20 protein-coding genes are annotated in these 19280 nt (G+C 62.1%); 11 read left to right on the forward strand and 9 right to left on the reverse strand.

Translation table 11 applies throughout. The annotated features are described in order from the left end of the window. The first annotated feature begins 33 nt into the window (after positions 1–33). The 7 genes from ABIE58_RS13315 (at position 34) to ABIE58_RS13345 (ending at position 8958) form a co-directional block, all read left to right on the forward strand. The gene (locus tag ABIE58_RS13315) at positions 34–714 is read left to right on the forward strand and encodes an AzlC family ABC transporter permease (protein ID WP_354545211.1); all 681 of its coding nucleotides are present in this window, start codon (positions 34–36) and stop codon (positions 712–714) included. Further along, entirely contained in the window at positions 711–1007 is a 297-nt protein-coding gene (locus tag ABIE58_RS13320) for an AzlD domain-containing protein (RefSeq protein ID WP_354545212.1), read from the forward strand. The genes ABIE58_RS13315 and ABIE58_RS13320 overlap by 4 nt, the downstream gene beginning before the upstream one ends. Before the next feature lie 813 nt (positions 1008–1820). Further along, entirely contained in the window at positions 1821–2744 is a 924-nt protein-coding gene (locus tag ABIE58_RS13325; protein ID WP_354545213.1) for a DUF2493 domain-containing protein, read from the forward strand. A gap of 546 nt (positions 2745–3290) precedes the next feature. After that, positions 3291–3497 carry a hypothetical protein gene (locus ABIE58_RS13330; protein ID WP_354545214.1) on the forward strand — a complete coding sequence of 69 codons (207 nt, stop codon included), beginning with the start codon at positions 3291–3293 and terminating at the stop codon, positions 3495–3497. 538 nt (positions 3498–4035) lie between these two features. Further along, positions 4036–4629, forward strand: coding sequence for a transposase (locus ABIE58_RS13335; RefSeq protein WP_354545215.1), 594 nt, complete (start codon positions 4036–4038; stop codon positions 4627–4629). Next, complete coding sequence (locus tag ABIE58_RS13340; RefSeq protein ID WP_354545216.1) at positions 4616–6949, forward strand: relaxase/mobilization nuclease domain-containing protein; 2334 nt, start codon at positions 4616–4618, stop codon at positions 6947–6949. The genes ABIE58_RS13335 and ABIE58_RS13340 overlap by 14 nt, the downstream gene beginning before the upstream one ends. An 8-nt stretch (positions 6950–6957) precedes the next feature. Continuing rightward, the gene (locus ABIE58_RS13345; RefSeq protein ID WP_354545217.1) at positions 6958–8958 is read left to right on the forward strand and encodes a type IV secretory system conjugative DNA transfer family protein; all 2001 of its coding nucleotides are present in this window, start codon (positions 6958–6960) and stop codon (positions 8956–8958) included. Positions 8959–9112: 154 nt separating this feature from the next. On the opposite strand, the gene ABIE58_RS13350 is transcribed toward ABIE58_RS13345, so the two are convergent. After that, positions 9113–9619: a PIN domain-containing protein gene (locus tag ABIE58_RS13350; protein ID WP_037240062.1), complete on the reverse strand. Its 507-nt coding sequence runs from the start codon at positions 9617–9619 to the stop codon at positions 9113–9115. After that, entirely contained in the window at positions 9616–10737 is a 1122-nt protein-coding gene (locus ABIE58_RS13355) for a helix-turn-helix domain-containing protein (RefSeq protein WP_354545218.1), read from the reverse strand. Before ABIE58_RS13355 ends, ABIE58_RS13350 begins: the two co-directional genes overlap by 4 nt. 66 nt (positions 10738–10803) lie before the next feature. On the opposite strand from ABIE58_RS13355, the gene ABIE58_RS13360 reads away from it, so the two are divergent. From ABIE58_RS13360 to ABIE58_RS13375, 4 genes are read left to right on the forward strand one after another with little or no spacing between them, the layout of a single operon-like run. After that, on the forward strand, positions 10804–11028 hold the full coding sequence (locus ABIE58_RS13360; protein ID WP_354545219.1) for a DUF2188 domain-containing protein: 225 nt from the start codon (positions 10804–10806) through the stop codon (positions 11026–11028). 14 nt (positions 11029–11042) lie between these two features. Continuing rightward, positions 11043–12080 (forward strand): CBASS cGAMP-activated phospholipase, encoded by a 1038-nt coding sequence (locus ABIE58_RS13365; protein ID WP_354545220.1) that lies wholly within the window; start codon positions 11043–11045, stop codon positions 12078–12080. Beyond that, positions 12077–13276 (forward strand): nucleotidyltransferase domain-containing protein, encoded by a 1200-nt coding sequence (locus tag ABIE58_RS13370; RefSeq protein ID WP_354545221.1) that lies wholly within the window; start codon positions 12077–12079, stop codon positions 13274–13276. The genes ABIE58_RS13365 and ABIE58_RS13370 overlap by 4 nt, the downstream gene beginning before the upstream one ends. Next, positions 13276–13749 (forward strand): type II CBASS E2 protein, encoded by a 474-nt coding sequence (locus ABIE58_RS13375; protein ID WP_354545284.1) that lies wholly within the window; start codon positions 13276–13278, stop codon positions 13747–13749. The genes ABIE58_RS13370 and ABIE58_RS13375 overlap by 1 nt, the downstream gene beginning before the upstream one ends. 136 nt (positions 13750–13885) lie before the next feature. On the opposite strand, the gene ABIE58_RS13380 is transcribed toward ABIE58_RS13375, so the two are convergent. From ABIE58_RS13380 to ABIE58_RS13410, 7 genes are read right to left on the reverse strand one after another with little or no spacing between them, the layout of a single operon-like run. Beyond that, a complete protein-coding gene (locus tag ABIE58_RS13380; RefSeq protein ID WP_354545222.1) occupies positions 13886–14965 on the reverse strand; it encodes a TrbL/VirB6 family protein in 1080 nt (359 codons plus the stop codon). Between the two features lie 6 nt (positions 14966–14971). Further along, on the reverse strand, positions 14972–15376 hold the full coding sequence (locus ABIE58_RS13385; RefSeq protein ID WP_354545223.1) for a hypothetical protein: 405 nt from the start codon (positions 15374–15376) through the stop codon (positions 14972–14974). Further along, positions 15373–15561, reverse strand: a complete 189-nt coding sequence (locus ABIE58_RS13390; RefSeq protein ID WP_009820227.1) for a hypothetical protein — start codon at positions 15559–15561, stop codon at positions 15373–15375. The genes ABIE58_RS13385 and ABIE58_RS13390 overlap by 4 nt, the downstream gene beginning before the upstream one ends. Further along, complete coding sequence (locus ABIE58_RS13395; protein ID WP_354545224.1) at positions 15558–16544, reverse strand: ATPase, T2SS/T4P/T4SS family; 987 nt, start codon at positions 16542–16544, stop codon at positions 15558–15560. The genes ABIE58_RS13390 and ABIE58_RS13395 overlap by 4 nt, the downstream gene beginning before the upstream one ends. A 4-nt stretch (positions 16545–16548) precedes the next feature. Further along, positions 16549–17928 (reverse strand): TraB/TrbI/VirB10 family type IV secretion system protein, encoded by a 1380-nt coding sequence (locus tag ABIE58_RS13400; protein WP_354545225.1) that lies wholly within the window; start codon positions 17926–17928, stop codon positions 16549–16551. Further along, on the reverse strand, positions 17925–18620 hold the full coding sequence (locus ABIE58_RS13405) for a TrbG/VirB9 family P-type conjugative transfer protein (RefSeq protein ID WP_354545226.1): 696 nt from the start codon (positions 18618–18620) through the stop codon (positions 17925–17927). Before ABIE58_RS13405 ends, ABIE58_RS13400 begins: the two co-directional genes overlap by 4 nt. A gap of 1 nt (position 18621) precedes the next feature. Continuing rightward, positions 18622–19275, reverse strand: a complete 654-nt coding sequence (locus ABIE58_RS13410) for a VirB8 family type IV secretion system protein (protein WP_354545227.1) — start codon at positions 19273–19275, stop codon at positions 18622–18624. Positions 19276–19280: the final 5 nt, after the last annotated feature.

Here is a 19280-nt window from a genome sequence, read left to right on the forward strand (position 1 = left end):
ATCGCATCAAGTCCATGATCTATTGACTCCAGTATGAAACACGGTGCTTTTGCTATCCTTCCCCTCGCTCTCGGAGCCGCTGTCTATGGCTTTGCCTTCGGTCTGCTGGCCGCTCAGGTCGGATTCCCATGGTGGGGAATCGGATTGATGAGCGCTTCGGTCCACGCCGGTTCTTCGCAAATCGTCGCGGTGGAACAGTTTGCCACGACGCAAGCGGTGATCGGCGCTGCCTTGGCAGGCGCGGCGCTGAATTTGCGTTACATCGGCATCGTCGCGTCCCTATCAGAAGTGCTGGCAGGGCTGTCGCTGCGGGCCAAGCTCTTGGCGATCCACATCACTGGTGACGAAAACTGGGCACTGACGATGGCAGAACGCGCTAAATCTCCTGACATTGGTGCGCAGTTCCTTCTGGGATCGGGCTTTGTGATGATCAGCGTCTGGACAGCTTCGACAACCGCAGGCGCTGTGGTTGGAGCGGTGCTGCCCGATCTTGAAAGGTTCGGTTTGGGTTTTGCTTTCACGGCGGCGTTCATTGCGATGGCACGGGGCCTTTGGCGCGGACAGTCGCAAATGCTGCCTTGGATCGTTGCCGCCGTCGCGACCGTCGCCGTTGTATCGCTGGGTCTGCCCAAGGCGTATGCGATCGTCGCCGGAACAGTGTGCGGACTGGTGGTCTTGGCTACCCGTCGTCGAACAGAAAGGGTGGATGCATGACCGGCGCGCACTGGGCTGTCATCGGCGTTCTCGCCATTGCGGCGTTCTCAATTCGTGTTGTCGGACTGATCGCAGGAGGGCGTATCCGCGCCTCGCGTCATGCGTGGGTGCTCGATGAACTTCCAGGCTTGATTGTCGTCAGTCTGGTTGCTGCATCGTTGGCCGGTCAGCCCGTGCAGACGTGGATTGCTGCTGGCGCGGCATTGGGAGCGGCAGTCCTGACCAATCACGTCATTGCTACGATGATTGTTGGCGTCATGCTCTACGCGGGCCTAGCGATGGTCGGGATATGACGTTCGCCATCGAACTGGTAGCTTGAGACCAGTCGCAAAAGCCGCCAATCACGCGCCTCGCGGCATCGTTAATAGTGGGCTCACAGCCATCATGCTGCGTCGCAGCGTGCCGACCAGAGGCGGGGCGATCCAAATGTCGGCACCCAGTTTTTTTTACGCAATCACCGTGCCATCGCAGCGAGAGTTTCTTCACCGCCCGATGTGCCGAGTGCTGGCGTAGATCACATCTGGCTGGATTGATGCGTAACCGCCTGCACGTCAACCCGGGCGTAAGCCTTGCGGCCTCCCCTGCTCGGCTTTGCGTGTCGCAGGGGAGAACGGCCCTTCGGTCCGTCGCGCATTCGGCCATGCGGCCTCAGCGCGGCGTTGCACCCGGCATCCCGGTTTGCCCGCCTCGCGAGCACGCCCCTCCCCGGCCGCTCCGCCGGATTGCGCTCTGGTCTGTTTTGCGGGGCAAAACGATCCCGCCGCTCCATTCGTCTCCCGCGTCCGGTCGGTCCGTTTGCCTGCTCGGGTCGGGCAAACCTACCGTCAAAACACACACACATGAGTGCGGAAGCATATCCTCCGGATGGCCCCCGAATCAGCCCGCGTCAAGGATCGCAAAACTTTTCGGCGAGGGAGGGGCCTGTGGCGCGGTGCGGTGCCGTGCGTGAGGTCGCTTATGTGTTCGGTGTTGCGCTCGGAAAACTTTTGCGCCCGGCAAGCCGGCGGCTGCGCCGTCCCTGACCCGGGCAGATTCGGAAACCAGGCATTCGGCCATGCCCCCACACTCACGTGGTGGCCTTGGAACCGAACACTGGAGATAAGAACATGGCTTACGACACCGCAAACACCTACGAGACCATCGAGCTTTTCGGACTGACCGAGAAGGACGCGCAACTGCCGATCCCGGAGGATCACGTCCTGACCGACCACATCATCCGCGAGAGCTTCGAGGCTCTGCTCGGTCAGCTGCGCGGGACCGGGCTTGAAGCGGAAATCGAACCGCTGGCCCATGGGCTCGCCACGATCCTGCAGCGCCGGAAGGTGGCGCTTGGCAAGGAGGTCGACCGCACCGCCGACAAGATCGGCGCGCTGGCAAAATCCCACGACGGATCGGAGATCGCCGAGACCGCCATTGAGGAGGCGCAGGCGCGCTTCCTGCAGCTGCGCGAGATCGTCAGCGCCATCGAGGTGATGAGCGAGGCGGCGGCGGAATGCTACGAGATCGAGACTGGCCATGCCTTTATCCCGGCATCCGGGTCGCGCGCCAGCGTCCGGGCGCAAGAGACCGGGGCGGTCTTCGAGGCGCGGCAGCTCCTCGAGCAGCACGACCGCGAGACCGCCGCGAAGTCGAAAGTCGCGGGGGTGCCCCTGATCGTCTCGGGCGCCACCGACTGGACCGATGTCGATGTGATCTTCAACACGCTCGACAAGGTTCGCGAGCGGATCAAACAGAACCGCAACCAGGAGATCTTCCTCTGCCACAAGGGTGGCAAGCACGGGGCCGAGATGATCGCGGCCCGGTGGGCCCGGGCTCGCGGGGTCGCGCAGGCGCGCTTCGATCCGCGCTGGTCCGCACATGGGCGTGCGGCACCGTTCAAGTGCAACGACGAGATGCTGGACGACAAGTTCGCAGCGACGGGGGTTGTGCTCTTCGGTGGCAACGGTGTCGCACTGAACCTCGGGCAGAAGGCGGAAGCGAAGGGCCTGACGGTCATGCGGGTTGCGGACCCGGCGAAGAAGACGTCGTAGGATTGAAGAGAGGGGGTCGCGCTTGGCGCGGCCCTTTCGTCATGTCTCACGGAGCGCGTGCGGTCGGTCACGCGTAATCGGCAGCTCGCGGCGGCCAGCACCGTCATCCCTCCACCCGGTCCGTCACAGTGCGGCCCATCCGCATCGGTTCGTGCTGAGGATGGTGCGCACCTCACGCGCATCGCCAGCAGCTCAAGACGCCGGGGCTCGATACGCATCCCTTGAGGCTGAAGACCAGCACGGCCCTGGGGGGGGGGGGCGGAACATCGCACCCACGCCGGCGGGCTTCGTCAGCACCCCGGCCATGATCTGCGAGACGCGGACGCGGATGGTGGCGGCGGCGTGATGGCAGGGGTCATCCGGATCACTCCTCTTTGCTATGCATGTGGATCGCACGGGGTCGGCCCAATCGTGCCCTCCGCTGACGCTTCGGCAAGCACAAATACGGCTTCCACGGCGGAGCCGCGGACCCTCCGCATTTGCACTTGCGGCTGGGTCTCTTGCCCCCGTGCTGGCAGATCCCCATCGCAACAAGGAGTAACCCAAATGACCAACCACTACGTCGCCACCGTCCCCGTCAAGTTCACCGACACCGATGGCCAGGAGCGCACCCGCTTCCAGCGCGTGGGTGCGATGTTCCGCAACACCCGCAACGGGGACGGCTCGGAGTTCTTCAGCCTCAAGCTCGACTTCCCCGTCGCGGTCTCGGAGCTGGTGATGTTCCCGCCGAGCGCGAAAGATTCCCAGGACTGAATCCTCTGACGAGGATGGGCCGCCCCAGGACGATCTTGGGGCGGCTCAATCCCTGTTCCAGGGATGCCGGGTCCGGCGGTCAGATCGCACGCGGCGACCTGACGAAGCTGCCGGTCGCGCGCAACCGAAGTAGGGAGGCAGTGTGCCTCGGCGGGACCACCGGCGACGGTTGGTCGATCCCGAAGACCCGACCCTAACGGCCCCGCTGCGCATCCAGCCATCTGGTCCGGAGGCGGCCAGATGGCTGGGCCTCGGGGGCCGCCCCGACAGCTCCGGAGACGTCCCGCCCGTGGTCCCGTCCGAACAAAGAGGCTGTTCGGCCAGACCTCGGGCAGGGCCGGGGCCAGGGACCGACCGGGCGGGTCTCTTTGGCGAGGGTGGGGACAGCCCCGCGTCCCTGCGGGCCGCGCGGGAAGCGGACACCAAGGCTGCCTGAGACTGAATGCAACATAAGTATATAAGTGACAGCGTGATATAATATCGTAAGGTGGGGGCAGCCTTGTTGGAAGGTGGCAGGAAATAGGGGGTCTTTCTTCGCATGTCGCGCTCAAAACGTCTCACCGATGCAGACCGCATGGAGATCGTTCGCGAGGCTGCAGAAGGTGTGACCTCGTCGGTGCTGGCGGAGCGGTTTGGTGTGTCGGTGCGGGCGATTCAGTACACGCTCAAAGCCGATGCCGAGCGGCAGACTGATGCCGCCATTCCGGTTTCAGCGGTCAGTGTGAAGGTCACGGCTGCGGAGCTTGCGGCGCTCGACGAGGTGTTGGCGAAGGCGGGGATCGAGAGCCGGGCCGAGGGGCTGCGGCGGCTGATCCAGGCGGCGGGTGGGGTGTTCGTTCCGGACGCGCAGATGGCAGCAGAGATGGCGCGTTACCGCGCCTCTCTGCACGAGGTCGGTAACGGGGTCGCGCAGATTGCCAAGCAGATGACGCAGGCCAACCGGCGGGGACAGGGGGCCGTGGGCGGCACGAGTGGCGAGTTCACCGAATTGCGGCTTGCGCAGATGCGCGGGCTGGCGCGGTTCATCCTGGATTCCGCTGACGAGATCGATCTGCTCCTCCGCCGCCGTCGGGACGCGATGCAACTGCAGGCCACGGCCGCGCTGAGGGAGTTTGCCCATGCGGCTGAATGATGCCGTCCATGCCGTCACGGGCGAGGTCTTCCGGGATGGCTGGAGCCGCGTCCGGGGCTCGATGCAGGGGCTGCACGTGGCCAAGCAGTCCCAGCTTGTGCGCGCGGCAGCAGGGCATCGGCCAGCGGTCTTCAAGGCGATCCGGGGCGGGGGCACGCATACCAAATCGCAGCTCGCAAACCAGCTCGATTACCTCACCACGAAGTCCACCCATATCGTGGACTCAAGCGGCTTCCTGGATGGCAAGGCCAAGCTCGAGGCGGGTGACATCAAGGATTTGACCGAGCGCTTTGCCAAGCGGTGGGATGCGGGCTTCAAGCCCAAGCTCGGGCAGACTACCCACATGCTCATGTCCTTCCCCATCGGCACGCGCGGGGAGGATGTGCGCGACATCGCGGCGGGTGTGGCCGAGCGGTTCTTCCAGACCGATGAGGGGCATTTCGATTACATCATCGCGGTGCATGAGGACCGCGATCACCCGCATGCGCATCTGGTGCTAAACCGCCGCTCGCAGGAAGGCGAGTTCTTCTTTCTGGGGCGTAACCATCGCTTCAACTATGACGACTTCCGCCTCGCCATGGTAGAGGAGGCAGAAAAGTACGGTGTGCGCCTCGAAGCCACGCGGCGGGTGGATCGCGGCGTCGTGCATTACCCGGCCCGAACCAGCGAGGTTTATGCCGCGAAAGAAGAGGGGCGCGCACCCCGCGAGCGCGAACGCGTGGGGCAGGACTTGACGCGGACGCTGGCGGAAATCGCCAACACCAGAACCGTCTACTATTCGCTTGCCGCAGAGGCCTCCCGGGAGGCCCGCGAGGATATTGCCGCGGCTCTCTTCCGCGCGGGCGAGGTGCTGGCGCATGGCGGGCAGCTGGACCGAACAGGAGATGTGTATATGGCCGAGGATCAAAGTTTCGAGGACCTGAGAAGCCTCTATGCGGAGAAGCTTGCGCGGGTGCAGGGCATGATCGCCGAGAAGTCTGATGCGGAACGTCCCGTGCTGGAAAAACGCCTCATCGAGATCCAGACGCAGGTCCAGCACATGCAGCCCTTGGGGCTGCGATCATCCACGCTGTCAGAGACCCCCTCGGAGGGCGGGATCTATTCCGAAGCCAATATCGACGCCAACCAGCTCGAGCGACTGGCCGAGCCCGACCTGAGATCGCGCATTGACGTAGCACTACGGGGCACCGGGATCAGCACATCGGAAGTGGTGGCCCGGATCGAGACGGGCGCCTCAAATGCAGCGCTCGAGCATCAATGGATCGCCAATGATCTCTCCAAAGTAGCTGAGGCGCGCGATCTGAACCTTGAACGCCGCGCCGATCTGGAACAGGCGCGCGACATTCTCAACGATGTGCATGTCGCGCTCGGCACGCTTCTGGAACGGGAAAACGTGCTGCGCCGGGATGGTGTCATGGAAGCGGAACCGGACAGCGAGCGGTTCCATTATCATGAGGGCGCGGTCCGGGCGATGGAAGGGACAATCCGTCAGGAGATGCGTGCGGAGGGCCTGACAGCGCAGCAGATCGAGGACTGGGACTGGGAGGTTGTCTCACGGGCGGAGCGCCGGATCGAGACGGAGCAGCGCACGTATCTCGAGGCACATCCGGACCTGCTCGCACGCCCAGGCGATGTGATCGACCGGTCTGAACCCTACAGGGAGACCATCACCGATGCGGCCCGCGCCAGCGAGATCACCCGCGAGGTCGACCGGATCATGGCGGGACGCGACCTCCGCACGCCCGTTGCAGATGCTGTCACGGATGACTTGCGCGCGCGCTATCCGGACATGCCGTCCCATCTCGCCCGCGGGCTTGGCGCGACCTACGCGGCCGTCGTCGAGATACGCGACACGGAGGTCATCAATCAGGTCCGCCGCGAAACCGAGATGCGCGACGGGCTTGGGATTGGCACGCGCGACGACATCCTCGCAACCCGCGATGAAACTGCGCCGCAGTCTGACCGTGCCGGCCGCCTCGCAGATGAGATTGCCCGTGTCCTGGACCATGAGCGGGCGGGGGAGTTGACCGCACCCTTCGAGACCGAGGCGGAGCGGGACGCTTTCCGCGGCGAGATCGCGCGGGTGCTGGATGACCGCCAACTTGAGCAGCTCACATCCGGCGATGCCGATGCGCTGGAACAGGTTCTCGAGGACCGCCTCGATCGGCTCTATGTCGCCAAGGTCTATCTGCAATCCGATGCCGCGACGGCCAACACGGAGGCCTTGCGCCAGGTGGTCGATGATCTTGCCGATACCGAATACGAAAAACACCGCGCCACAGACCTGGATGGCGAGACCGAGCGGGGTCAGGTCCATTGAGCGCCTCCATGGGAAAAGCGCGGATCGCCACGGGCGTCCTGCTTGTGACGCTGGTGACCGGGGCCATGGGCTATACAATCGCCTCGGCGGTGCTGACCTATCAGGATCTCGGCTTCGGGGCCGAGATCGATTTTGCCTATATCGCGCAGAACTATCTGGCGATCCTGGATCGCCGCCCGGAGGACGCGCAACTTATTCACCTGATCATCGGCAGCTTCGCCGCCGCCGGGTTGATGCTGAGCCTCGCCCTCTCGGGGTCCGCCCTGACACGCTTTGGCCAGACCCATTGGCAGACCGCGCGCGAGATGAAGGCTAACGGCTTTTTCGGGGCGCCTGGCACCGGGTTTATCCTCGGCAAGCTGGGGCCGCCGGGCTCCCGCGCCAACTACATCTGCTCGAAGGTCTTCCCCCACGCGCTGATCGTGGCCCCCACGGGCCGCGGCAAGACCACGGGCTTTGTCATTCCAAACTTGCTGACCTGGCAAGGCTCCGCCGTGACGCTCGATGTAAAGGGCGAATGTTTCGAGGCCACGGCCCGGCACCGCGCAGCCCAAGGCGACAAGGTCTATCGCTTTGCCCCCACTGATTGGGAAGGCAAGCGCACCCATCGCTACAACCCGCTCTTGCGCATCTTCGAACTGAAAGATCCCGCGCGCCAGCAGATGGAGTTGCAGCTTCTGGCGACGCTCTTCCTACAAAGCGACAATGACCGGGTGCAGGGCCTCCTCAAAGGCGGGATCGATCTCTTCGTGGCCGCAGGTCTGCTGGCCTTCCAGCGCAAGCGTCCGACCTTGGGCGAGATCTATCGCATCGCGGCCTCCGGTGGGAACAAGCAGAAGGAGTATTTCGCGCGGGGCCACGAAGTGGACAACAGGGCCGCCAAGCTGATCTTCACCCGGCTGGCCTCGACCAATAACGATACGCTGACCTCATACGTCTCGCTCCTGATGACCTCGGGGCTCGATCAATGGCAGAACCCGGCCATAGACGAGGCGACGGCGGTGTCGGATTTTGATTTCCGCACGATCCGCAAGAAGCCCTTCTCGGTCTATCTCGTGGTCCAGCCGCTGATGGTGAAACCCCTCGCCCCACTGATCCGCCTCTTCTTCTCTGATCTCCTCTCGGCGATGCAGGAAAAGGACCCGGGGCCAGACGAGCCTTGGCCGGTGATGATCATGCTCGACGAGTTCAACCGTCTCGGCAAAATGCCCATCGTGGTCGAGAGCATCGAGACCCTGCGCACCTATCGCGGCCACCTGGCCGTCGTCACCCAGACCATCCCCGCCCTCGATGAAATCTACGGCGAGAACACCCGCCGCGCGCTGCAGGGCAACGCAGGCGTGAAGCTCTACCTGACGCCCTCGGATGAAAAAACCGTCGAGGAGCTGAGCAAGGCGGTCGGCAAGACTACGAAAACCGTCGTCACGCGATCTCAGTCCATCGGCAAGAACCCCTTTGAAGGGCGCAGCCAATCCACACGGACCGAAGAAAGTTCCTTGCTGCCCGAAGATGAGGCGCGCCGCCTGCCGCTCGATGAAATCGTCATGGTCATCGACGCGCAAATGCCGGTCCGGGCAAAGCGGATCCAGTATTTCGATGACCGGCTCTTCAAGGCGATCCACGCGGCACAGACGGGCGAGTTACCGTTTCCGAAGCCTGGGGGAGTTGGGTCGCAGGGCACGCTGCCGCTGAGTGTGCGCGCCATGCCGATGGCGCCGCCGCCGGACGGGCCAAGTGGACCCGAGGCCGACGTTGAGGCCGCACGCCAGGCTGCTGATGGCCAATCGTCAGGGCAAACCGATGTCGCCCAAACGAAGATTGCGCCTGTCGTTCAAGCCGTTATCGCCGAGGAACAGCGCCAGATGGAGATGGATTTTGGAAGCCAGGTCGTGGATGCTGAAGCTGCGAGCGAAGTTGATGAGGCGCAGATGCGCTCCGCAGTTGATGGCTTGGATGAAATGGAAGCGATGCTGCGAGAGGACGGTGGTCAAAAGCTGGTTGCTCGATAGGGTGGCGGGCATGGCGACCTGCCCGTAGCTTCCGTAACGCTGAATTTAACAAACGGTGTTTTTTTCGCCAAAAAGAGGGTTTGGCTTGCACGACCGTTCGATCTCTCGCTGGGAACGTCGTGGGCAGGGTCCAGCCATCTCCACCTTGTTCAGATTATGCCCCCAGACGGCGCAGCCGCTTGTCGATCTCGGCAGGAGGCAGGAAGACCGCCTCATCCGCCCGCCAGATTTGCAGTGCGGAAACAAGAAGCTCGACCTCGCAGACTTCGGCGGCGTGCAACTCGTCTATGATCCACAGGACGCCATGAACGCGCACGGCGCGGGCGGTGGCGACTTTGCGCAGAAGATTGTCGCCGGTCAGGAGGATGCCGTTTTCCTGGCAGGTTGTCGTGACCAGAGCGAAGCAGTCATAGGCTGACAGACGGCTGTGCTCACGCTTCAGCGCAACCACCTGCGCGACTTCCTCGGCTGGCAGGTCATAGGTGGCAAGGCCACCGTCTTCGAGCATCCGCCATTCCTGCGCCGTGAAATCGAGCAGCTCCTCCTCACGGATGGGCAGGGGCACGATGAAGCGATAGGGCAGCCGCAGCAGGACGTGCAGCAACTCTCCCTTCTTCAAGTCGATCAGACAGGACGCATCATTGACGACAACACAGGTCACTGGTCACGAGGCCCCCTGATGTCGCGTTCGACAACGCTCAAGGGGAGCCCGAGCATTTGCGCCGCCCGCACGGGGGAAATCATCTCCTCGCCGAGCGCGCGCCAGACGAGGCGCTCGAAGCGCTGCGGCTTCTCGAAAGCCGCGAAGCCCTCGCCTGGACCGATAGGCTCCGGCTCCTCGCGCCGCCAGCTTCGCGCATAGGTCTTGAACGCATATTCCACAGCACTCTTCGACAGGATGTCCACCTGGCCGAGCCGCACGAGCATCGCGGCGGCGGAGACGCCAAAGGTGCGCTTGAGCCGCATGATCTCTATCCAGGTCATGCCGTGACGGTTTCGGCCAGCTTCCTCTTCCAGATGCTCACGCGGAATGAGGAACGCCCCCGCGAAGCGGTGCATCGAGGGTTCCTTTTTCAGCGCGGCATTGCCGGTTTCGGTGATGATCCGGTGCGCGAGTTCGTGGGCGAGGTTAAAGCGCTTGCGTTCGACATTGGTGTGCCGCGAGACGACGATCACCTCAGTCGGTGCGCCCTCCGCCCGTTCGACATGACAGGCCAGCCCGTTGATGCGTTCCGGGAGATCGGCCTCGATGACCTTGAGTCCCTTGTCTTCGAGCAGGGCGGTCATACTCGGGATCGGGTCGATCCCAAGCTGCCACTCGCGCCGCACGTCCCGCGCCTTGGCGTCGATGGCCTCTTCATCGGCCACCATGCCCACGCGCAGCGCGGCGAAGGGGTCTTCAGCGGGGTGCATGTCGAGGATGTCCTCGATGGCAAAATAGTCTTCGAGCTTCTCGATCACAATGGATTCCGCCATCGCGCGATCCTGCGCCGAGGCGGTCGAGTTCTTTCGCCACTCGACGCTTTCCAGGGCTTCGACCTGACCGCCGAGCAGGAAGTCCAGTGACACGCCGAGCGCCTTGCCGAGGCCGACCAGCACCGACGAAGACGGCATCATCTTGTCCGCCTCGTATTTGCTGATGGCCTGTGCCGACACGTTTGGGGTTACGCGCTCCGCGAGCGCTTGCATGGATAGACCCGCCCGCTTGCGGGCAAGTCGCAGTCTTTGTCCGAACATGATCCTCTCCCGGCGGTTATTGTTGTGGTTGATAAACGCCATTTATTACTATATATTTAAACACAAGGTTGTCACACCGTCAACCGAAATCGACACGTGAGGCTTGAAATGTCTAAGAAAAATCAGCATGTTGTGCCGCATGAAAGCGGTTGGGCAGTGAAGGGGGCGGGTAACTCACGAGCGTCTTCCGTCCACGGCACGCAGCGCGAGGCCATCACGGCCGCGCGGGAATCCGCCATTCGTCAGGGCAGCGAGATGCTGATCCACGGCGAGAACGGTCGCATCCGCGAGCGCAACACCTATGGCAAGGACCCGCATCCGCCGAAAGGCTGAAGGGCATAAGCGGAATGGATGTCAGGATGAGCAACGGTGGGAACAACAGGCAGATACGTCGCATCCTCTCCATCGACGGGGGCGGGATTAAGGGCACGATGCCCGCTGCATTCCTCGCGGGGCTCGAGGAAGATCTGGGCCAGCCCATTGGGCGTTATTTCGATCTCATCGCGGGCACATCGACGGGCGGCATCATCGCACTTGGCCTTGGCCTCGGCCGCACGGCAAAGGAACTGCTCGAGCTTTACGAGCGCCGCGGGCCTGTCATCTTCGGCCAAGCCAATGCGGATGACGAGCCGCCAGGGAGGCTTCGGCAGGCCTGGCGTACCATCACCGCTACGGGGCGGCACGCTGTCAGTCCAAAGCACGATGCGGCAATTCTGGCCCGTGAGCTGAAGGCCGTCCTTAACGACGATTTGATCGGGCAATCACAGACTCGGTTGGTGATCCCGGCGTGGGATGCCGATCTCCGCAGCCCCTATATCTACAAGACCGCGCATCATGCGCGCCTGCAAACCGATTATCGCAAGACTGCGCTGGATGCTGCCCTGGCAACGGCAGCGGCACCTACGTATTTCAAGCGACATCGCACTGCTGATGATATCGGCCTGACCGATGGCGGGACATGGGCCAACAACCCCACGGCCATTGCCGTCGTCGAAGCCATCACCCTTCTGGGGTGGCACCCGTCAGACCTGCGCATTCTGAGCTTGGGGTGTCTGGACGAGGTCTACATGCTGCCCGAAAGTCCCGGGTTTGCCGGTCTCGGACTCAAAGTCCTCAACCTTTACGCTGATGGGCAATCACATGGCGCCCTCGGCATGGTAAAACTACTAACGGGGCACCCTTACGATGGGGATCGCATCTACCGCATTTCGCCGTCTGTCCCGAGCGGGTTTTTTACCTTGGATGACACCACGAAGATCGGCCGCCTCAAGGGCCTTGGTATGTCAGAAGCCCGAAAAGCAAAGCCCCACCTGACCCCGATCTTTTTCACCCAGCCTGCCGATACCTTCGTGCCGGTCTATCAACTCAAGGAGAAAGCGGCATGAATCAGATGTTGCGACAGCCGCTGACCGACAGTGACATTCGGCGGCGCACGCAGATATTCACCATCCTGGACGAGATAGGCGAGGATCTGGACCTCACCGAAACCCAGTTTGATCGTGCGCGCCAGAGCTATGGTGCCGTCGGAGACTGGCTGTCCGGTTCAACTGATCCCCTACTCGTCAGTGTTCTGGTCTATCTCCAAGGGTCCAGTGCGCTTGGAACGGCCGTGAAGCCAATCGGGCGGCGGGAATTCGATGTCGATCTGATCTGCTTTTGTGCAGGTATCGCGTCCGGCATCTCACCAGCAACCCTGAAGGCGGCGGTTGGAAACCGGCTCAAGGAACACGCCACCTATGTGCACCTTCTCGAAGAAAAAAAGCGCTGCTGGCGTCTGAACTATGCGGGGGACTTCCACCTCGACCTGTCCCCGACCATCGCAAACCCGGCCTGCATCAACCGTGGCGAACTGGTGCCTGACCGGGCTCTGAAGGAATGGCATCCGACAAACCCGCGGGCCTACAAGACCCTGTTCGATGAGCGCGCCGCAATCCGGCCTACCTTTGTGGGCAAGTTCATCGCCATGCAGCGGGACGAGGCGACGGTGGAGCCGTTCCCCGTCCGAGAAGCAGTGAAGGGCATCTTGCGCCGCATCGTGCAATTGCTCAAACGGCACCGGGACGTTTTTTACGAGAACAACACGCAAGACGTCGCCCCGATTTCCGTCATCATCACCACCCTTGCGATGCAGTCCTATGCCTATTGCGTGCGCAAGCACGTCTTCCAAGACGAAATGGATCTGCTGGTCGAAACGATCCGGATGATGCCGCATTTCATCGAGCGCCCCATTCTGGACGGACGACAGGGTTATGCCATCCTGAACGAGACAACCGACGGGGAAAATTTCGCGGACAACTGGAACAAGGATGCACGTCGTGCTCCGGCATTCTACGCGTGGCACGCACAAGCCTTGTCCGACTTCGAGGCTCTTCGTGATGCGGTTGGTCAAGACCGATTGTCTTTGAACATGGAGCGTTCGTTCGGTTCCGGTGTCACCGGACGGGTACTCGTCAACCGCGTCAATGCGGTGTCGGATGGTCGCAAATCGGGTCTGCTTTCTGTCGCACCTGTGGTCGGGCTGACGACATCGAAGGTCGCAGCATCAACAACCGTGCCCACAAATACGTTCTTCGGTGATTGATGATAGGACGAGGCGGGCAATACGACCTGACCCTGTCGCAGCAGCTGCTGTTCCTGAAGGCAAGCCCGGCTATCAGTGGTGTGGGGCAGGTCCGCGCAAACAAATTGACATGGCAAGAGCCTATACAACCGACAGCCTTGGCGCGCTCCTACCTTGCCACTATCACGTTTCAGCCGGGTCAAACGCCCGTTGTTCAGATAGACGACCCGGATCTGGAGTTGCTGGCGGCAGGGCGTCCTTTGCCTCACGTCTACAGAGATCCGCTGCGCCTTTGTCTTTATCTTCCAGGTGCCAGGGAATGGGACGCGCGGAAGCGGATCGACCAAACCATCATTCCGTGGACTTACCTTTGGCTCTATTATTTCGAAGATTGGCTTTGGTCAGACGACTGGAAAGGTGAAGGGCAACACCCCGGCGAAGAGCCTGAGCCAGTTGGCAATCGGGCGATACGCAGGGCCGTGGCACGGTGCTAAAATTGTCGATTCCGCCTGTGGTAGAAACGGTCGTGTTTGGCCACGAGCTTTGTGTCGCGAGGGATCAACCGTTTAGCAATGACAAAAACCCGCGGCGAAACCTTTGCAGTTTTGGCAAGTTTTTGGCACCTGGCTGTCACCGCCTGCCCAACCTAGCAAGTCTTGAAAGCTGTGCCAGCATTCGGGCTCCTGTTCCGGTTTCGTCACCCGGACGAGCCGCGGTTGGCCCTCCAGCAGTATTTGGCCGGCTCGGCAAGGCTTGCACACCGAAGAATTGTCGCGCTCGAAGGGCTGCGTATTCAGCCCCAGTTGCGCCACCGATGGCATAGCGATTGTAAACTTGTTGGCTACCTGCAAGCCCTCTGGCGAAGGCATAGCTTCCCCCGAACCCGGCCGAGAGTGCCGGCATCATGATGTTTCCAGAAATCGCCCGGACCAAGAAAGGCGTTGCTATGATGAAACCCTTTGCCATCAGCACCATCATGAAAAATGGGATAAGGGCCCCTATGTTCGAGGCTCCCTCCGGGTCGCCAAGCTCGGCAAGAAGCGCCCGAGAGACCCCCGTGATCGTCGCGAACACTCCGGCGACGACGATTGGATACATCGCGAATGAAATGAGCGCGGATAACCAGCGCGCGAAATAATCCTTGGTGACCTCGAACAGGGTCAAGAAGATCATCACTGGCGCAATGCCAATTAGCAGAGCGATCATGAGCCGGGACGCCACAACAATGAACGCCGCCAACCCGCCAAGAATCGAGAGCAGCAGAACCCCAAGTGTGTCAAGCAAGGCACCCGCCATCCAGTTCAGCTCAGATCCCGCAGCATTCAGATAGTCCCCGAGCGCTGCAATCAGTTCGTCAAATTCCTCTGCAAAGGTACCGGACGGACCAGGTGATCCGCCGCCGACAGAAGCCACAAGGGCCCCGGCAATGCTGTCAATTCCGTTCAGTATTGCTGAGGCAAGCGCATTGAACTGGACCCAGTTGGCCGCGAAGACCCCTATAAGTCCGACCTTCACGGCCAGCCAAAAGGCAGTTCGGCCGTCCATGGCGCGATACTGGTAGATCATGTTGATGAAGACCAGAATGACAACTAGTGTTGTGCCCAGAACCAGCAACGTGCCGACCGTTGCTGCGACCGCACCAAACTGAGTTTCGGCAGCGGTATCTAGATACCCTTCGGCCGTTTCCACGAAGTAGGTGACGACACTCATGGATTGCTACCAGTTGCCAACTGCTTCGCAGATTGGCATGGCGGTGCGGCGCAGTTCATTTGCCTGCCGTCGGTATTCGGACGTCGCTTCGACAACGTCCCAGTATTCAGATGAAGCATAGCGCTCGGTGTAGAAGCGTACGGCGTCCTCCCAAGTTGGATACCGTGTGGGACAGTCGCAGTTTTGCGAGCCTACGACGCGCTCCATGCTTTGAGCCCGATATATCTGTTGGATCAAAAGGCGCTTATAGGATTCGCGCACATTGATGTTCTGCATCCACTTCGGCTCAGGTGGCTGGTCTGGGCAAACATTTGGGTGGTTGTCGAGCGTCGGGATCAGGTTCCGCTCGGCTACGCCAGCAGTTGTGCCAAAGATCAAGAGCAGGCCAGCGACTGCAATAGCCCGTGTCATTCCGATGCCGCCTTCATTGTACCAGTCTCACGCTTCAAGAAAGTGGTGTAGCCGTAGTCGCCGGCTTCGGCGGTGATAACCTCCCACCCTTCCGCGCCGCGCTCATTCAAAGCACGTCGCACCTCGTCGTAGTCCTTTTGCTTCTTCACCGGAAAGAACAGGATGTCATATTCAAAGGTTTTCATGGGGAAATTCCAATCTCAGTTGCGCCGGGGAGGTAGAATTCGGTGATGCCGCGTTTGCCGTCATGGCGACCGGCCTGGATGATCACATCGATGGAATTTTCGATGTACTGGATCATGTCGGCATAGGTCATCGGGATCTCGGTTTTGAGCGCGGCGATCGCGAGCCGCTGCACGGCCAGTTGCGGGGTTTCGGCATGCAGCGTGGTCATCGAGCCGCCATGGCCGGTGTTGATGGCTTCCAGAAAGGTCATGGCCTCCTTGCCGCGGACCTCGCCCAGGATGATCCGGTCGGGGCGCATGCGCAGCGTCGCAGTGAGAAGCACATCGGCGGTCTGGAATTCCGCATCGCGATTGGCGATGAGGGTCACGGCATTTGGCTGGATCGGCAGAAGCTCGGCCGCTTCTTCGATGGTGACGATGCGTTCCTCGGCCGGTACGTGAGAGAGGATCTTGCGCGCGGCCACGGTCTTGCCGGTGGAGGTGCCACCCGAGACGATCATGTTGAGTTTGTTCTCGACGCAGAAGGCCAGCGCATCATCGATCAAACCCGCGGCTACCACTGCGCGCAAGGCGCGCTTTTTTTCGACGCGCAGGTCTTCGAGCTTGCGCTCTTTGCCATAGAGAAAGTCGAGCGCAATGCCCTCGAGCGGCAGGCTCGAGAAGAACCGCAAGCTGATCGACATGGCCGAGAGCACGGCGGGCGGGGTGATGACCTGTGCCCGGATCGGGCGACCCTTGTAGGTGATCGATACCGAGACGATGGGGCGGTCCTTGCTCATGGTGGTATTGGCCGAGGAGGCGATCTGGTTGCCGAGGTCCCTGACCTGAACGCCCGTCAGCCTTTGGTCCAGCGCGCGCATGAAGTGATCGCCCTGGAATTCGCCCCAGCAGGTGCCATCAGGGTTGATGCAGATCTCGATGACATCGTCGCGAGCGGCGGCGTCGATCCGGTCGAGCGAGGTTTCGAGATAGCTCAGCGACATGGGCTCAGAATATCTCCAGATCGCGGTCGACCATGACCGTGACGCGGGCGCCCTGGTCGACATAGATGACGGGGCCGATGGAGAGGTAATCGCCTATGACGCTGTCCGTGGCATCTGCCAGATCATCGCCCACGTCCTTGAGCGCGTCGGCGGTCGTCTCATTTTCCGCATTGGATGCGACTGCATTCGGCGCGGCCGAAATCAGAGAGATCAGGGCGGCTGACCCGAAACGCTCGGCAAAGCGCGTGTCCACGAAGCCGGTAACACCGGAGCGGCCCAGTTCATCGCCCCCAAAGGAGCTGATCTGCACGGTCTGGTTGTCGGGCAGGATGATCCGATCCCAGGCGATGGTGACGCGGCGCTGTGCGATATCGACGCCCGCGCGGTAACGCCCGATGAGACGCGATCCGCGCGGGATCAGGAGGCGCGTGCCGTCGACGCTGTAGACATCCTCGGAGACCACGGCACGGGTCTGGCCGGGCAGCGAACTGTCGAGGGCGGTTTCCATCACGGCTTGGATCATGGCGCCCTGAATGATGGTGTTGGAGGGATTGGCGATCACTTGCGCTTGCGTCACGGTCGAGGGCAGCGCGCCGTTCAACACGAAATCCGTCACCTCGCCAAAAGTGCGTTCGGTCAGAGCCGTTTCACTCGCCCCGGAGGCACCGCCAAACGCGATGGTGGGCGAAGCGATGCGGCGCTCCTGAAAGGCGCGTTCCTCCGCGGCGCGGCGCTCCAGCTCGGCCATGCGCCGGGCTTCTTCCTCGCGGCGCAGCCGCTCTTGCTCGCGTGCTCGCAGCTCATCTTCCGTGGGGCCCGTTGGCGCGGGTTGCGGTCGGCTGGCCTCGAGTTGGGCCAGCTCCAGATCCATGCGGAGTTGCTCAAGGCTGCGATCCCGCGCCGTCAGTTCGTCCTGAAATCGTTGCTGTGCTGCTTCCGAGGCGGCTTGCAGCGCAGCGATCTGAGCGGTCAGCGCGTCGATCGCCTCTGCGGCGGCGGTGTCTTCCTCGACGACCGGTTCGGGGGCGTTGCGCAATTCCTCGATCTGAGCCTGCAGGGCGGTGATCTGCGCCAGAAGCTCCGCGTTGGGCTCGACTGGACCCGGTTCGACGAACACCACCTCGGGCTCGGGCGGGGGCAAGGTCTCGATGGTGCCAAAGCCATCTCCCTCGTTCTGAAAGACGTCCGGGGTGGCCGTTGGCAAGGCTTCCTCTTCGTCGGGCTGTGAGAGGAGATAAAGCAGGGCACCACCCGCGCCGATGACGAGGACCACGATCAGCGCGAGAAGGGGCGACCGGCGCTGCGCCGCCGTGGGGGCGCGGGCACTGCCTTTCTCAAGGGCGGCGAGGCGTTTTTCCAGCTCGGTGTTCTCGGTATCGCTCATGAGGCCACCTCCGCGGGCGGGATCGCCTCGATGCAGACCACCTCTTCGCCAAGTCGCAGGACCCATTGGCGGTTCACGCCGCTGACGCGGATCACGCCGTCTTCAGGGGTTTGCGTGTTGACCGTGCGCTCGCGGCCGCCCGCGTAGCGGAAGATCGCTGGCATAGGTGCGTTTCTTGGAAAGGCGAAATACGTGAACGTCCCGTCATCCCAGATGCGGGTTGGCGTGAACTCGGTCCGCGCGCTGGCACCGTAGTTGTAATTCGGCGCTTGTGCCGCGATGGCTCGGGTCGGGCGCGCATCGTCCTCCGGATAGCGGAACTGCACCACGTAGAAGGTCGGGCTGCGGACCTCCTCGACGTTGAAATAGTAGCTGCGCCTGTTCGTGTAGACAGTCACGTTGGTATGGACGCCGCGCGCGACGGGCTTGATTGCAAATGCCTGACCACCGGGCACGCCATCAATCTCAAACCCTTCCGTGTCGCCCGCGATAATCGAGCGGATGCTTTCACCCTCTCCGAACTCGACCGTGGTGACATGGGTGAGCGAGACGCTGAGGCGGTAGACCTGACCTTCTTGATATGCTGCCAGCCGCACACGGCTGTCATTAGGGCCGCCGCGCGGGATGGCTTCGGCAAAGGCGATGCCGGGCAGCAAGACAAGTAGGGCAGCAACAAAGAACTTACTGATCAAACTAGTTCTCCAATCTGTCGGAGCGGATGGAATATTCGAGAACGGTGAAGCCGAAGGGGTTCGTCCAGACCTCATCGATGGACCGGCGGGTCTCGGGACGGAACTCGAAGAGAAGGGTCGCGGTGAAGAGCCCGGTTTGGGTGCCGTTGATGGAGGTCAGACGCTTGCGCAGGCGCACGGTGGCGCGGTTGGTACCAATCCGGTTGATGCTGAGGATTTCCACGTCGAGCCGGGCATTGGGGCCATAGACCGTCGGCGGGTAATTCTCGGCGGCGCTGTTCCAGATCTGGCGCAGCGCGCGTTCTGCGGCCCCGTCCGAGCGGCGCAGGACGCTGCGGATGCGCAGATCGTTATCGAGCTGGTTATAGACTTCGCGGTCGGTCACATAGCGGAAGACTTCCGCCTCGATGATCGCCTGGTTGGCGGTGACGGATGTGGCCCCAACGGACGCTTCGGGCAGGGCAAAGCCGGTGGCGGGGTCATAGGGAACAACGACGGGGGGCGGATCGACATCGAGGATCGCGACAGCCGCGGCACTCAGACAGCCGATGATACCGAAGACAAGACCTGTCAGGCCAAGGCGCTGCCAGAGCCGTTCTCGGCGCAGCGCACCGTAGACCAGTTCTTCCTCGATGATTTCTTGTTCAGTTACCACCTGTC

Origin of the sequence: Roseovarius sp. MBR-78 (assembly GCF_040547535.1) — a bacterium.
In the GTDB taxonomy this organism is placed as follows: Bacteria; Pseudomonadota; Alphaproteobacteria; order Rhodobacterales; family Rhodobacteraceae; genus Roseovarius.

What these genes read in the sequence shown, in the direction of transcription:
- ABIE58_RS13315 (WP_354545211.1), top strand. Translation starts at nt 34, where the DNA reads ATGAAACACGGTGCTTTTGCTATCCTTCCCCTCGCTCTCGGAGCCGCT.
- ABIE58_RS13320 (WP_354545212.1), top strand. Translation starts at nt 711, where the DNA reads ATGACCGGCGCGCACTGGGCTGTCATCGGCGTTCTCGCCATTGCGGCG.
- ABIE58_RS13325 (WP_354545213.1), top strand. Translation starts at nt 1,821, where the DNA reads ATGGCTTACGACACCGCAAACACCTACGAGACCATCGAGCTTTTCGGA.
- ABIE58_RS13330 (WP_354545214.1), top strand. Translation starts at nt 3,291, where the DNA reads ATGACCAACCACTACGTCGCCACCGTCCCCGTCAAGTTCACCGACACC.
- ABIE58_RS13335 (WP_354545215.1), top strand. Translation starts at nt 4,036, where the DNA reads ATGTCGCGCTCAAAACGTCTCACCGATGCAGACCGCATGGAGATCGTT.
- ABIE58_RS13340 (WP_354545216.1), top strand. Translation starts at nt 4,616, where the DNA reads ATGCGGCTGAATGATGCCGTCCATGCCGTCACGGGCGAGGTCTTCCGG.
- ABIE58_RS13345 (WP_354545217.1), top strand. Translation starts at nt 6,958, where the DNA reads ATGGGAAAAGCGCGGATCGCCACGGGCGTCCTGCTTGTGACGCTGGTG.
- ABIE58_RS13355 (WP_354545218.1), bottom strand. Translation starts at nt 10,737, where the DNA reads ATGGCGTTTATCAACCACAACAATAACCGCCGGGAGAGGATCATGTTC.
- ABIE58_RS13360 (WP_354545219.1), top strand. Translation starts at nt 10,804, where the DNA reads ATGTCTAAGAAAAATCAGCATGTTGTGCCGCATGAAAGCGGTTGGGCA.
- ABIE58_RS13365 (WP_354545220.1), top strand. Translation starts at nt 11,043, where the DNA reads ATGGATGTCAGGATGAGCAACGGTGGGAACAACAGGCAGATACGTCGC.
- ABIE58_RS13370 (WP_354545221.1), top strand. Translation starts at nt 12,077, where the DNA reads ATGAATCAGATGTTGCGACAGCCGCTGACCGACAGTGACATTCGGCGG.
- ABIE58_RS13375 (WP_354545284.1), top strand. Translation starts at nt 13,276, where the DNA reads ATGATAGGACGAGGCGGGCAATACGACCTGACCCTGTCGCAGCAGCTG.
- ABIE58_RS13380 (WP_354545222.1), bottom strand. Translation starts at nt 14,965, where the DNA reads ATGAGTGTCGTCACCTACTTCGTGGAAACGGCCGAAGGGTATCTAGAT.
- ABIE58_RS13385 (WP_354545223.1), bottom strand. Translation starts at nt 15,376, where the DNA reads ATGACACGGGCTATTGCAGTCGCTGGCCTGCTCTTGATCTTTGGCACA.
- ABIE58_RS13390 (WP_009820227.1), bottom strand. Translation starts at nt 15,561, where the DNA reads ATGAAAACCTTTGAATATGACATCCTGTTCTTTCCGGTGAAGAAGCAA.
- ABIE58_RS13395 (WP_354545224.1), bottom strand. Translation starts at nt 16,544, where the DNA reads ATGTCGCTGAGCTATCTCGAAACCTCGCTCGACCGGATCGACGCCGCC.
- ABIE58_RS13400 (WP_354545225.1), bottom strand. Translation starts at nt 17,928, where the DNA reads ATGAGCGATACCGAGAACACCGAGCTGGAAAAACGCCTCGCCGCCCTT.